The 14549-nt window shown below is 37.1% G+C and carries 9 protein-coding genes; all 9 read left to right on the top strand.

Annotation, left to right across the window (positions count from 1 at the left end):
* The first annotated feature begins 46 nt into the window (after positions 1-46).
* The 9 genes from leuB (at position 47) to yihA (ending at position 14390) form a co-directional block, all read left to right on the top strand.
* Entirely contained in the window at positions 47-1159 is a 1113-nt protein-coding gene (gene leuB / locus C1724_RS03620; protein WP_102345362.1) for a 3-isopropylmalate dehydrogenase, read from the top strand.
* Positions 1160-1237: 78 nt separating this feature from the next.
* On the top strand, positions 1238-2659 hold the full coding sequence (leuC, locus tag C1724_RS03625; protein ID WP_102345363.1) for a 3-isopropylmalate dehydratase large subunit: 1422 nt from the start codon (positions 1238-1240) through the stop codon (positions 2657-2659).
* A gap of 26 nt (positions 2660-2685) precedes the next feature.
* Positions 2686-3276 (top strand): 3-isopropylmalate dehydratase small subunit, encoded by a 591-nt coding sequence (gene leuD, locus C1724_RS03630; RefSeq protein ID WP_102345364.1) that lies wholly within the window; start codon positions 2686-2688, stop codon positions 3274-3276.
* 1676 nt (positions 3277-4952) lie between these two features.
* Positions 4953-5978 carry a tetratricopeptide repeat protein gene (locus C1724_RS03635; RefSeq protein ID WP_102345365.1) on the top strand — a complete coding sequence of 342 codons (1026 nt, stop codon included), beginning with the start codon at positions 4953-4955 and terminating at the stop codon, positions 5976-5978.
* 176 nt (positions 5979-6154) lie between these two features.
* Complete coding sequence (gene tig, locus C1724_RS03640) at positions 6155-7441, top strand: trigger factor (protein WP_102345366.1); 1287 nt, start codon at positions 6155-6157, stop codon at positions 7439-7441.
* A 480-nt stretch (positions 7442-7921) separates the two neighbouring features.
* A complete protein-coding gene (gene clpX / locus C1724_RS03645) occupies positions 7922-9202 on the top strand; it encodes an ATP-dependent protease ATP-binding subunit ClpX (protein ID WP_102345367.1) in 1281 nt (426 codons plus the stop codon).
* Between the two features lie 179 nt (positions 9203-9381).
* Complete coding sequence (gene lonB, locus C1724_RS03650) at positions 9382-11082, top strand: ATP-dependent protease LonB (protein ID WP_102345368.1); 1701 nt, start codon at positions 9382-9384, stop codon at positions 11080-11082.
* Between the two features lie 405 nt (positions 11083-11487).
* The gene (gene lon, locus C1724_RS03655) at positions 11488-13812 is read left to right on the top strand and encodes an endopeptidase La (protein WP_102345369.1); all 2325 of its coding nucleotides are present in this window, start codon (positions 11488-11490) and stop codon (positions 13810-13812) included.
* Positions 13809-14390, top strand: coding sequence for a ribosome biogenesis GTP-binding protein YihA/YsxC (gene yihA, locus C1724_RS03660; RefSeq protein ID WP_102345370.1), 582 nt, complete (start codon positions 13809-13811; stop codon positions 14388-14390). Before lon ends, yihA begins: the two co-directional genes overlap by 4 nt.
* The last annotated feature ends 159 nt before the right edge of the window (positions 14391-14549 follow it).

Raw genomic sequence — 14549 nt, forward strand, 5'->3', positions numbered from 1 at the left:
TGTCAGTGGCACAATACGTGTTTTTCTAACGAAAGGAAGAGAACATATGGATAAAAAGATTGCGGTATTACCTGGTGACGGAATTGGGAAAGAGATTGTGACAGGTGCGATTTCTGTTCTTGAAGTAATTGCAGAGAAGTTTGGTCATACATTTAAATTTGACTTTGCTAGAATTGGTGGCGAGGCGATTGATCAGGACCAAACACCGTTACCTGCTGAAACTGTTCAAAAGTGTAAAAGCAGTGATGCTATTTTGTTAGGAGCTGTAGGTGGTCCGAAATGGGATCAAAATCCTCCTGAAATGAGACCTGAAAAAGGCTTATTAGCAATTCGAAAAGAGTTAGGATTATTTGCAAACCTACGACCTGTACAAGCATTCTCAAGTCTTGCTGATGCGTCTACGTTAAAAAGAGAAGTAATTGAAAATGTAGATTTAATGATTGTTAGAGAATTAACGGGCGGCATATACTTTGGTGCTCCAAGAGAACGTCGCGTTGATGAGAATGGTAAGCAAATGGCTGTTGATACAATGACATATACGAATGAAGAAATCGAGCGTATTATTCGCAAAGGGTTTGAACTGGCGGCTGTTCGGAATAAAAAATTAACATCAGTAGATAAAGCTAACGTACTAGAAACAAGTAGGGTTTGGCGTGAAATTGCAATTGAAGTGGCTAAAGACTATCCGGAAGTAGAGCTTGAGCATATGCTTGTGGATAACGCAGCTATGCAGCTAATCCGTAATCCAAAACAATTTGACGTAATGGTAACGGAAAATATGTTTGGGGATATTTTAAGTGATGAAGCTTCAATGCTTACCGGCTCTCTGGGTATGTTACCATCGGCTAGCTTATCTGCCGAAGGACCAGGCTTATATGAACCTTGTCATGGATCTGCACCTGATATTGCAGGTCAAAATAAAGCTAATCCACTAGCAACGATTTTATCGGCTGCAATGATGTTAAAATACTCTTTTAATCTATTAAAAGAAGGAGATATCATCGAGCAAGCTGTTCAGCAAGTATTAGAAAAAGGACATCGTACTGCAGATTTGGCTGCAGGAACTGATACTGTGCTTTCAACAGATCAAATGGTTGAGCAAGTTATCAATGAAATTAAGGGAATTTGCGAATCAGTTACGATGTCAGCCAATAGCTAAGGCTGGCATCTATTTTTAAAATTTGAGACTTTAATTTTAGCAATTGAAAATTTAAGTTTCTCTATGGGAGGGAAATGTATGGGATCGCCGAAAACAATTATTGAAAAAATTTGGGAATCACATGCGGTTGTTTCTGAAGTAGGAAAGCCATCATTACTATATATTGATTTACATTTAGTTCATGAAGTAACGTCTCCTCAAGCATTTGAAGGATTACGCTTGAAAGGACGAAAGGTAAGAAGACCTGACTTAACATTTGCAACCATGGACCATAACGTACCAACTGATGATCGTTTTACTATTACCGATGAAATTGCTAAGAAACAAATTGATACTTTAGCTGAAAACTGTAAAGCATTTGGTGTTGAAATTGCAGACTTAAATAGCCCTGACCAAGGGATTGTTCATGTAATAGGCCCTGAATTAGGATTAACACAGCCAGGTAAAACAATAGTTTGCGGTGACAGCCATACATCTACACATGGCGCGTTTGGTGCATTGGCATTTGGAATTGGTACTAGTGAAGTAGAGCATGTATTAGCTACACAAACCTTATGGCAAGTTAAACCGAAAACATTGCAAGTAGAAGTTACTGGAAAACTTCCGATAGGCGTAACCGCAAAGGATATTATTTTAGCGTTTATTGCAAAATATGGGGTAAATTTCGGTACTGGCTATGTAATTGAATATACTGGGGAAGCTATTCGCAGCCTTTCAATGGACGAAAGAATGACAATCTGTAACATGTCGATCGAAGCTGGGGCAAAAGCTGGTTTAGTTAGCCCAGATGAAACGACTATTAACTATCTAAAAGGTAGAAAGTTTGCACCACAAGGGGAAGCGTTTGAAAAAGCTGCAGAGCAATGGTTACAACTTGCATCTGACGAAGGTGCAACATATGACAAAACAGTAACATTAAAAGGTGAAGAAATTGAACCTCAAGTTACTTGGGGAACTAATCCTTCAATGGGCATTTCGATTAATTCAACCATCCCACGCCCAGAGGATTTTGAATCTGAGGTAGATCAAAAGGCGGTTCGTTCAGCACTTGAATATATGGGCCTTGAAGGTGGAACGCCAATTAGTGAGGTTGAAATTCAACACGTATTTATTGGTTCATGTACTAATTCTCGTTTAAGTGATTTACAAGCAGCAGCGACTGTTGTAAAAGGTCAAAAAGTACATCCGGGTGTTCGTGCTATGGTTGTTCCTGGTTCTCAAAATATTAAGAAACAAGCAGAAGAGCTTGGTTTGGATAAGATTTTCCTAGATGCAGGTTTTGAATGGCGTGAGTCTGGCTGTAGTATGTGTTTAGGTATGAACCCTGATATCGTACCTGAAAAAGAACGTTGTGCATCCACATCTAACCGTAACTTTGAAGGACGTCAAGGTAAAGGTGCCCGCACGCATCTTGTAAGTCCTGAAATGGCTGCAGCAGCTGCTATTGCTGGTCATTTTGTTGATGTTCGTAATTTTTCAAAAGAGACGGTTAATCAATAATTTAACTTTAAAAGGGAGGGAATAGGATGGAAGCATTAGTAATTCATAGAGGAAAAGCAGCTAGTCTTGACCGTGTAAATGTCGACACAGATCAAATTATTCCAAAACAATTTTTGAAAAGAATCGAACGTACAGGCTTTGGTCAATTTGCATTTTTTGACTGGCGTTTTAATAACGATGGATCTGAAAATGAAAATTTTGAGTTGAATCTTCCGGAAAATAAAGGTGCATCAATCCTTGTTTCTGGTGAAAACTTTGGTTGCGGCTCTTCTCGTGAGCATGCGCCTTGGGCTTTACAGGATTATGGATTTCAAGTGATCATTGCTCCTTCTTTTGGGGATATCTTCTATAATAACTGCCTTAAAAATGGCGTATTACCGATACGTTTAGAAGAAGAGTCAGTTCGTGCTTTATTGAATGCTGCAAAAGCGGCAGATTATGTATTAACTGTTGATCTACCAAACCAAAAAGTTATCGACCAATCGGGTAACGAATATGCATTTGAAATTGACCCTCATTGGAAAGAAATGCTTGTTAACGGCTGGGATGAAATCGATGTTACATTAAAGTACGACGAGGCAATTGCAGTATTCGAGCAAAATAGAAACATAGGATAACTATATGGCGTGTTGGACCCTCTATTGTGGGTCCAACACTTTTTTATAGGGAGAATTTCTAAGCTTTTTGTGTTTGAGTTAATAAGTCGGTAACCAAGGTGAGGATTGGTAAAAAGGTAATCGAGCCTGTAAAGCTAGGAATTGTTGTGCACGAGTAATGAATAGTGGTTAATCGATACTGTGAAGGCAAAAAGAGTTTGTAAGAGGTAACGAATAGTGGTTAATCGATACCGTGAAGGCAAAAAGAGTTTGTAAGAGGTAACGAATAGTGGTTAATCGATACTGTGAAGGCAAAAAGAGTTTGTAAGAGGTAACGAATAGTGGTTAATCGTCCCGTGAAGGCAAAAAGAGTTTGTAAGAGGTAACGAATAGTGGTTAATCGATACTGTGAAGGCAAAAAGAGTTTGTAAGAGGTAACGAATAGTGGTTAATCGTTCCCGTGAAGGCAAAAAGAGTTTGTAAGAGGTAACGAATAGTGGTTAATCGATACTGTGAAGGCAAAAAGAGTTTGTAAGAGGTAACGAATAGTGGTTAATCGATACCGTGAAGGCAAAAAAAGAATGGTAGTGGTAACGAATAGCGGATAATCGTTACCGGCAAGGCAAAAAAAGAGTGGCAGCGGTAACGAAAAGCGGATAATCGTTACCGGCAAGGCAAAAAAAGAGTGGCAGCGGTAACGAAAAGCGATTAATCGTGCCCATAAAAGCCAAAAAAGCGAAGTAGTGGTAACGAAAAGCAGTTAATCGTGCCCGTAAAAGCCAAAAAAGCGAAGTAGTGGTAACGAATAGCAGCTAATCGTTCCCGTCAAAGCCAAAAAAGAATGGTAGCGGTAACGAAAAGCGATTAATCGTGCCCGTCAAAGCAAAAAAAGAGTGGTAGTGGTAACGAATAGCGGATAATCGTTCCCGTCAAAACCAAAAAAGAATGGTAGCGGTAACGAAAAGCGATTAATCGTGCCCGTCAAAGCAAAAAAAGAGTGGTAGTGGTAACGAATAGCGGATAATCGTTACCAGCAAGGCAAAAAAAAGAATGGTAACGGTAACGAATAGCAGTTAATCGTGCCCGTAAAAGCCAAAAAAGCGAAGTAGTGGTAACGAATAGCAGCTAATCGTGCCCGTCAAAGCAAAAAAAGAGTGGCAGTGGTAACGAATAGCGGATAATCGTTACCGGCAAGGCAAAAAAAAGAATGGTAACGGTAACGAATAGCGGTTAATCGTTCCCGTAAAAGCCAAAAAAGCGAAGTAGTGGTAACGAAAAGCAGTTAATCGTGCCCATAAAAGCCAAAAAAGCGAAGTAGTGGTAACGAATAGCGATTAATCGTTCCCGTAAAAGCCAAAAAAGCGAAGTAGTGGTAACGAAAAGCAGTTAATCGTGCCCATAAAAGCCAAAAAAGCGAAGTAGTGGTAACGAATAGAGGTCAATCGTGCCCGTAAAATCAAAAAAACGACGTAGCGGTAACGAATCGCACTAAATTAATGCTCGTAAATACACTAAATGTACAGTAATCTCAACAAATACCATCTTATCGAATCGCAAATCGAAACAAAGCCTGAACAGTCTACAAGGAAGCAACATGCAATAACTCCTCTAAAAAAGTATCTCACCCTCCTTCCTTGTATTTAAAACGAGAAATTGCTAAACTATATAGCAAATAATCCCAAGCATGGGGTGCTTATATGAGAAAAAATGAAAAAACAAACCGAAACAATATTGTACCTTTTCCCAATTTGGAACAACGGCTTTTAGATAAGGGGATGCAGGCTTTAAAAGACCGAGAGTTTAAAGAGGCGCTGCAGTTTTTTAATCAATTAACGAATCAAAGTCAACAGTATCCTGAAGTAGAAATTGGGATTGTCGTTTGTTTGCTCGAACTAGGTTTATATGAAGATGCAAAAGCCAAATGTGAACGTTTATTAAATGAGGATATTGGAGATTACTTTAATGTTTTACAAATTTACATTAATATTTTGATTCAACTCGCTGAATATGAAACCGTTGTTCATACGCTTGAAGTTATATTTGAGGAAGAAAGGGTGCCAACTGAACAAGCGGAAACGCTTTTTCATTTACTAGAGTTTTCAAGGAGAAAGTTAGAAAACGATGAACATCAGGAGATTGTGGAGCTATCAGATATCAAATTATTAGAGCCACAATTATTATATGGAGAGATAGATCAACAGTTATTGGCTATCCATAAACTAAGGGAGTACACCAATATTGAATTAGTAATTGATTCTATTAAAGGTATTCTAAAAGATTCGGCATATCACCCTATAGTTCAATCGATGTTGCTTCAATTATTAATGGAAAAAAAAGTGAATGAAATTATCACTGTTAAAAAGTTGAAACGATCTATAAAAGTAAATCCTTGTGAAATAAATAGTAGCTTTGAACAACCATTTACACAAGAAGTATTAAATAGGCTTGATGATGTATTGGGACAGGAAAATCCAACCTTATTTGAGTCAGTAAAACAGCTTTGGGAACAATACTTATTTGCGATTTTCCCTTTTGACCCTGCTCCAAAAAATTCATCTGTTTGGGCTGCTGCATTACATAGAACTGGTTATGAGTTATATGGAATCGATATTTTAATTGAAGAGTTAGCTGAAAGCTATGACGTTGAAGAAAAATTGCTATTGAAAGCTAGTATAAGCTTGATTGAGTTGGAAAAAGTTTCAAACCTTGGAATAAACCTATGAAAAAAGAATTGTTTACTTTATTGAAAGCTTTAAGTTCTGTGTTATAATGTAATGGTTGTAATGAGAAATTATACATAATAGATCCTATCATAAATTTTATGAAACTTGTTGAATGATTAGTACATACAAGCGGATCACTATTAAAAGAGAATTAATTATGTTGGAGGGAAATATAAATGTCTGCAAAATGGGAAAAACAAGAAGGTAATAAAGGCGTGTTAACAGTTGAAGTTGACGCTGCACAAGTTGATCAAGGGATTGATCAAGCATTTAAAAAGGTTGTAACACAAGTAAATATTCCTGGATTCCGTAAAGGTAAAGTACCACGTAAGATTTTCGAACAACGCTTTGGTGTTGAATCATTATATCAAGATGCTTTAGATATCATCTTGCCACAAGCTTATAGCAGTGCTATAGAAGAAACTGGTATTGAACCTGTTGATTATCCTGAACTAGATGTTCAACAATTAGAACAAGGCAAAAATTTAATTTTTACAGCTACTGTTGTAGTTAAACCAGAAGTTCAATTAGGTGAATACAAAGGGCTTGAAGTTGAAGCTGTAGATACTACTGTTACTGATGAAGATGTAGATGCTGAATTAAAAAGCTTACAAGAAAGAAATGCTGAGTTAGTTGTGAAAGAAGATGGCGCTATTGAAAATGGCGATTCAGTTGTTCTTGATTTCGAAGGTTTTGTTGATGGTGAGGCATTCGAAGGCGGACAAGCTGATAACTACTCATTAGAAATTGGCTCAGGTTCATTTATCCCTGGATTCGAAGATCAAATGATTGGTATGAAAACTGGTGAAGAAAAAGATGTTAACGTAACATTCCCAGAAGAATATCATGCTGAAGAATTAGCTGGCAAACCTGCTGTATTTAAGGTTAAGGTTCATGAAATTAAGTCTAAGCAATTACCTGAATTAGACGATGAATTTGCAAAAGATGTGGATGATGAAGTAGAAACTCTTGCTGAGCTAAAAAATAAATTAAAAGAAAAGCTTGAAGCTGATAAAAAGCACCAAGCTGAGCATACTAAGCGTGATGCGGTTGTAGAAAAAGCAGCAGAAAATGCAACGATTGATATTCCAGAAGCTATGATAAACTCTGAATTAGATCGTATGTTAAAAGAATTCGAACAACGTTTACAAATGCAAGGTATGAACCTAGAACTATACTATCAATTCAGTGGAACAGATGAAGCTGCACTGCGTGAGCAAATGAAAACAGACGCTGAAAAACGTGTAAGAGTAAACTTAGTTCTTGAAGCGATTGTTAAAGCTGAGGATATTACAGTATCTGAAGAAGATATTAATGCTGAATATGAAAATCTTGCTTCTATGTACCAAACAACAGCTGAAAATGTGAAACAAATGCTTGGTAATAACGATGTAGTTTCAGAAGATTTGAAATACAGAAAAGCAATTGACTTCCTTGTAGAAAGTAGCAAGGTTAAGGCATAATAAATTTTAAAAAAACAAGGCGCGAAAAGTCGTGCCTTGTTTTACACTATATAGAAAAAAAAGTATAATGGTAGTAACTAGGGTATAAACAAATATATCGGATTTCACATCTTGTGGAATCCGGTTTTTATAAACATAACCCTAAAAATATTCACTTACGACTGAATAAATAATCTATGTATGAAGAGGAGGAGAACGTGAAAGGATAAATAAGGTTCAGTTTTTTGCACTACCTACATATACATATAAAACAAGTACCATCAAATTATGTCTAAGAGAAAAAACGGACAATCAGTATTAAGCTGTAGTAGAAATAATTACTTGTATACTTTGACCATTAACCGCTAATACATAACTCAAGGTATATTATTAACAGTTTAATTTCTAGATGTGGTACAATGCATTACATAACTGTATAGAAAATTTTGAAAATAAGGATAGCACCTTAGTTTTTTGTAATTATAGGTAAGGGGTGATAGTATGTTTAAATTTAATGACGAAAAGGGACAGTTAAAATGTTCTTTCTGTGGTAAAACACAGGATCAAGTCCGTAAATTAGTAGCGGGTCCTGGTGTATATATATGTGATGAGTGTATTGAGCTTTGCACCGAGATTGTTGAAGAAGAGCTTGGTACAGAAGAAGAAGTGGAGTTTAAGGATGTACCGAAGCCAAAGGATATCCGTGAGATTCTTAATGACTATGTAATTGGTCAAGAAGCGGCAAAAAAATCATTATCAGTTGCTGTTTATAATCATTATAAAAGGATTAATTCGAACAGTAAGGTTGACGATGTAGAACTATCAAAAAGTAATATTGTGATGATTGGGCCAACAGGAAGTGGTAAAACATTGTTAGCTCAAACATTGGCGAGAATATTAAACGTACCGTTTGCTATTGCAGATGCTACATCCTTAACAGAAGCTGGTTATGTTGGGGAAGACGTTGAAAATATTCTACTTAAATTAATTCAGGCAGCTGACTACGATGTGGAAAAAGCTGAAAAAGGCATTATTTATATTGATGAAATTGATAAAGTTGCTCGTAAGTCTGAAAATCCTTCCATTACTCGAGATGTATCAGGTGAAGGTGTTCAGCAAGCACTATTAAAAATATTAGAAGGAACGGTTGCAAGTGTACCTCCACAAGGTGGCCGTAAGCACCCACATCAAGAATTTATTCAAATTGACACTACGAATATCCTCTTTATTTGTGGGGGAGCTTTTGATGGAGTTGAACAAATTATTAAACGCCGCTTAGGTAAGAAAGTAATCGGTTTTGGTACGGATAGCAAACAAGATGAACTATCTCAAAAAGAATTATTATCAAAGGTTTTACCAGAAGACTTACTTCGTTTTGGTTTAATTCCAGAGTTTATCGGGCGTTTACCGGTTATTGCAAACCTTGAGCAATTAGACGAAGAGGCGCTAGTGCAAATTCTAACTAAACCTAAGAATGCATTAGTTAAGCAATATCAGAAAATGCTTGAACTTGATGATGTAGAACTTGAATTTGAAGATGCAGCGCTTGTAGAAATTGCTAAGAAAGCAATTGAAAGAAAAACGGGTGCTCGCGGTTTACGTTCTATTATCGAGGGTATCATGCTAGATGTCATGTTTGATTTGCCATCACGTGATGATATTGAAAAATGTGTGATTACGGCTGAAACGGTGAAGGAAGAAGCCGGAGCGACATTAATAATGAAAGATGGCACGAGCGTTGAATTTGCCAATAAAGCTCAAACACCTAGAGAAACAGCTTAAAGTAATTCAATAACGTTTTACACGCACGTATAGAAAAGGCTAACTCATCTGGAGTTAGCCTTTTTTTTCCACCATGATTTACGATAAAAAATTGTTTATTGAAACCACTGCACGGAGATACTAGGAATTAAGTGACGAAAAAGGTAAAACATACATCACGCAGTGCAGGAGGGTAAATAATGGATTGGACAGGTATTGCTTTGTTTGTTCAACTGTTTTTTGGTATTGTAATTGGTCTCTATTTTTGGAATTTACTACGAAATCAACGCACTCAAAAAGTTTCAATTGATAGGGAATCACGCAAGGAGATGGAAGAACTTCGGAAATTACGCTCGATATCATTAACCGAACCTTTAGCTGAAAAGGTTAGACCATCTTCATTTAAAGATATTGTTGGCCAACAGGATGGAATTCGATCTTTAAGAGCTGCAATTTGTGGACCTAACCCACAACATGTAATAATCTATGGACCACCTGGTGTTGGTAAAACAGCTGCTGCAAGATTGGTACTTGAAGAGGCAAAGAGAAATAAAAAGACGCCATTCAAGCAAGAAGCAGTATTTATCGAATTAGATGCAACTACGGCTCGCTTTGATGAAAGAGGAATTGCGGACCCTCTTATTGGGTCTGTTCATGATCCAATTTATCAGGGTGCCGGTGCAATGGGGCAAGCTGGAATTCCTCAACCCAAACAAGGTGCAGTTACAAACGCACATGGCGGTATATTATTTATTGATGAAATTGGTGAGCTGCACCCAATTCAAATGAATAAGCTGCTTAAGGTATTAGAGGATCGTAAAGTATTTCTAGAAAGTGCGTATTATAGTGAAGAAAATACTCAGATTCCAGCGCATATACATGATATTTTTAAAAATGGTTTACCGGCTGATTTTCGTATGATAGGTGCTACTACAAGAACACCTGAAGAAATTCCACCAGCAATTCGCTCAAGATGCTTAGAAGTATTTTTCAGGGAATTAGAACCTCAGGAAATAGCGAAGGTAGCTAGTAATGCTGCAAATAAAATTGCGTTAGATATTTCTCAAGAAGGAATTGATATAGTTTCACGATATGCGAAAAATGGACGAGAAGCGGTAAATTTAATACAAATTGCAGCAGGCCTTGCAATTTCAGAGGATCGAACCAATATATCAGAGCGTGAAATTGAATGGGTTATACACTCAAGTCAGTTAACGCCACGATATGAGAAAAAGATCCATGCTGAGCCTAAAATTGGTCTGGTTAATGGTTTAGCTGTTTTTGGACCGAATATGGGTGCATTACTCGAAATAGAGGTCTCAGTCATACCTGCTAAAGACAAAGGAACAATTAATATTACGGGGATCGTTGAAGAAGAGAGTATTGGAAATCAAGGTAAATCCATTCGACGGAAGAGTATGGCAAAAGGATCTATTGAAAATGTTGTAACTGTATTACGGGCTATGGGAGTACCGGCAAAAGATTATGACATTCATGTAAACTTTCCTGGTGGGATTCCAGTTGATGGTCCGTCTGCAGGGGTTGCAATGGCAACAGGTATATATTCGGCCATACATAAGCAATTAGTTGATAATACGTATGCCTTTACAGGTGAAATAAGTATTCATGGAAACGTTAAACCTGTTGGTGGTGTAATGGCAAAAGTTAAAGCAGCAAAGCAAGCAGGTGCCAAGAAGGTATTTATTCCAAAAGAGAATTACCAATCGATTTTAGATGAGATAGAAGGAATTGAAATTATACCTGTTGAACATTTAACAGAAGTGTTTGGACCTGTGTTTAAACAAATTAACCTAGAAAAGGATAATCAACAAGGAGCTATGGATGAGGCTATACCGGCATCTAGTTCAGCTGACATAAATCCACCAGCAACATCAATTTAAGATAATAAGGCGGCATGTGTTGACAACAAATCACACATGCCATTTCCTTGATGTGATTTGAAAATAAATTAATTTTGTATAGAACTGAAGAAGAAACTGTAGAATCATAGATACCTTAAGAATGGACAAGTATTGATTAAATAAGATAGAATTGTACAAAGATTATATTTGCTTTGCTTTTAGACGAGACGGTTTTATATAGTTTTTTATTAGTATTTGCATTGAAACAATCCTTTGTTGAAATACTATTAATTACTATTATTAAGTGCTGGAGTACAAAAAAGAAATTTTCAAGCATATTTTAGAGTATAGGCGTAAATTTTCTTCCGCTGACTAATGTCCGTCATTTTTAACAAGGAATAGTTGCTAGGGTGGTTTTTCTAAATTTTATGGAGGTGTACATGTATGACGAATAATAAAGAAAGTATCGTCCCCCTCCTTCCGCTGCGTGGTTTATTAGTATATCCGACGATGGTTCTACACTTGGATGTAGGAAGAGATAAGTCCGTCCAAGCGCTAGAGAAAGCCATGGTGGATGATCACCTAATTTTTTTAGCCACACAAAAAGAAGTTGGTGTTAATGATCCAGCGGAGGATGATATATTTGAAGTTGGAACTCTATCTAAAGTAAAGCAAATGCTTAAGCTTCCAAATGGAACGATCAGGGTTCTCGTAGAAGGATTAAAAAGGGCTAAAATCATCGAATATATAGATGAAGATGAAACATTCTTAGTAAAAATCGAGCATATTGAAGAAAACAATCAAGCTAATTCAGAAGAAAAAGCTTTAATGAGGACGTTATTAAGTCAATTTGAACAATACATAAAATTATCAAAAAAGATTACAGCAGAGACCTATGCATCAGTTGCTGATATTGAAGAGCCAGGCCGAATGGCAGATATAATTGCGTCTCATCTATCATTAAAGATAAAAGAAAAACAAGAAATCCTTGAAACGACCGATGTAAAAGACCGTCTTGAACGGATGATTTCATTAATAAATAATGAAAAAGAAATACTTAACTTGGAAAAGAAAATAGGCCAACGTGTAAAACGATCGATGGAACGCACGCAAAAAGAATATTACTTGCGTGAACAAATGAAGGCTATTCAAAAAGAGCTAGGCGATAAAGAAGGAAAAACAGGTGAAGTTGAATCTTTAAAAGAAAAGATTGAAAATGCAAAAATGCCTGATCGCATTAGAGAAACCGCTCTAAAAGAGTTAGACCGTTTTGAGAAGATTCCAACGAGTTCAGCGGAAAGTTCTGTTATTCGAAATTATATTGATTGGTTATTAGCATTACCGTGGCATGAAGAAACGGAAGATAATCTAGATATTAAAAATGCAGAAACCGTTCTTGACAAAGACCACTATGGCTTAGATAAAGTGAAAGAGCGTGTGCTTGAATATTTAGCTGTTCAGAAATTGACAAAATCATTAAAAGGTCCAATTTTATGTCTTGTTGGACCACCGGGTGTAGGAAAAACATCGTTAGCTCGTTCGATTGCAACAGCTTTGGATCGGAACTTTGTTCGTATTTCACTTGGAGGCGTGAGGGACGAAGCTGAGATTCGTGGACATCGTCGCACATATGTAGGAGCCATGCCAGGACGAATTATTCAAGGCATGAAAAAAGCAAAAACGATCAATCCAGTATTTTTATTGGATGAAATCGATAAAATGTCTAGCGATTTTCGAGGAGACCCTTCATCTGCAATGCTTGAAGTATTAGATCCTGAACAAAACTGGAATTTCAGTGATCATTATATTGAAGAAACATACGATCTTTCGAAGGTTATGTTTATTGCAACAGCCAACAACATTGGAACTATTCCAGGTCCATTGTTAGACCGGATGGAAGTGATTTCAATTGCAGGTTATACAGAGGTTGAAAAGCTTCACATTGCAAAAGATCACTTATTTCCAAAACAAGTTAAGGAACATGGTCTTGATAAAGGCAAGCTGCAAATTCGTGATGAGGCATTATTAATGCTAATTCGTACTTATACAAGAGAAGCGGGTGTCAGGGGTTTAGAGAGACAGCTTGCAACGATTTGTCGTAAAGCTGCTCGCCTTGTAGTGTCTGAAGACCGTAAGCGAATTATTATTACTGAAAAAAATCTGCAAGAGTTTCTAGGGAAACCAAGGTTTCGTTTTGGTCAAGCGGAGCTACAAGATCAAATTGGTGCGGTAACAGGCTTAGCTTATACAGCCGCGGGTGGTGACACCCTTTCTATTGAAGTATCGATTGTACCCGGTAAAGGGAAACTTACACTAACTGGTAAGCTTGGCGATGTGATGAAGGAATCTGCTCAAGCAGCATTTAGTTATATACGTTACCGAGCAAATGAGCTGAATATAGATCCGAATTTTCATGAGAAAAATGATATCCACATCCATGTACCAGAAGGCGCAGTTCCGAAGGATGGCCCTTCAGCAGGTATCACAATGGCAACAGCACTAGTTTCTGCCTTAACAGGAAGAGCGGTTCGTAAAGAAGTGGGTATGACAGGAGAAATCACGTTACGAGGAAGAGTATTACCGATCGGTGGTTTAAAAGAAAAATCGTTAGCTGCACATAGAGCAGGGCTAAAAACAATCATCATTCCGAAAGAAAATGAAAAGGACTTAGATGATATTCCTGAGAGTGTTCGCAATGATTTAGAATATATTCCAGTAGAACATTTAGATGAAGTGTTAAAACACGCACTAACAGGAGAGAAACAATGAAAGTAACACAAGCAGAAATTGTTATCAGTGCTGTTAAGCCTGAACAATATCCAAACGATGCATTACCGCACTTTGCTTTAGCTGGGCGGTCCAATGTTGGGAAATCATCATTTATTAATAAGATGTTAAATCGAAAAAGCCTGGCTAGAACTTCTTCTAAACCTGGAAAGACGCAAACGTTAAACTTTTTCATTGTAAATGAGATGCTTTATTTTGTTGATGTCCCAGGTTACGGCTTTGCCAAAGTATCGAAAAAAGATAGAGAAGCTTGGGGAAAAATGATTGAAACATATTTAACAACAAGCGAAAATCTAAGAGCAGTCATTCAAATCATCGATTTAAGGCATAAACCTACTGTTGATGATAAATTGATGTATGATTTTTGTAAGCATTATGATATCCCTGTTATTATCATTGCGACGAAGGCTGATAAAATTCCAAAAGGAAAATGGGAAAAGCATTTGAAAGTAGTCAAAGAAACGCTTGAGGTTGATCCTAACGATGTTGTCATTACTTTCTCATCTGAAACAGGAAAAGGTAAGGACGAGGCATGGGGAGTAATAAGACAGTTTATGTAAATGTAAATAAAAAATCCAAAGTACCTTATAAAAAGGTACTTTGGATTTTTGCTTGTCTAGCTTCAGCGCCTAGCCCCTCGGGAAAAATAACTTTCCGCTTTTGAGGCTAAAAGTGCCACAAACGCGAAAGAACATTTTCCTATCGCGCTGACCAAGACG

The sequence above is a fragment of the Bacillus sp. Marseille-P3661 genome (genome assembly GCF_900240995.1).
GTDB lineage: Bacteria > Bacillota > Bacilli > Bacillales > Bacillaceae_J > OESV01.

Bases quoted from the DNA above. Each gene is read 5' to 3' on its own strand.
- leuB (WP_102345362.1), top strand. From the start codon at position 47: ATGGATAAAAAGATTGCGGTATTACCTGGTGACGGAATTGGGAAAGAG.
- leuC (WP_102345363.1), top strand. From the start codon at position 1,238: ATGGGATCGCCGAAAACAATTATTGAAAAAATTTGGGAATCACATGCG.
- leuD (WP_102345364.1), top strand. From the start codon at position 2,686: ATGGAAGCATTAGTAATTCATAGAGGAAAAGCAGCTAGTCTTGACCGT.
- C1724_RS03635 (WP_102345365.1), top strand. From the start codon at position 4,953: ATGAGAAAAAATGAAAAAACAAACCGAAACAATATTGTACCTTTTCCC.
- tig (WP_102345366.1), top strand. From the start codon at position 6,155: ATGTCTGCAAAATGGGAAAAACAAGAAGGTAATAAAGGCGTGTTAACA.
- clpX (WP_102345367.1), top strand. From the start codon at position 7,922: ATGTTTAAATTTAATGACGAAAAGGGACAGTTAAAATGTTCTTTCTGT.
- lonB (WP_102345368.1), top strand. From the start codon at position 9,382: ATGGATTGGACAGGTATTGCTTTGTTTGTTCAACTGTTTTTTGGTATT.
- lon (WP_102345369.1), top strand. From the start codon at position 11,488: ATGACGAATAATAAAGAAAGTATCGTCCCCCTCCTTCCGCTGCGTGGT.
- yihA (WP_102345370.1), top strand. From the start codon at position 13,809: ATGAAAGTAACACAAGCAGAAATTGTTATCAGTGCTGTTAAGCCTGAA.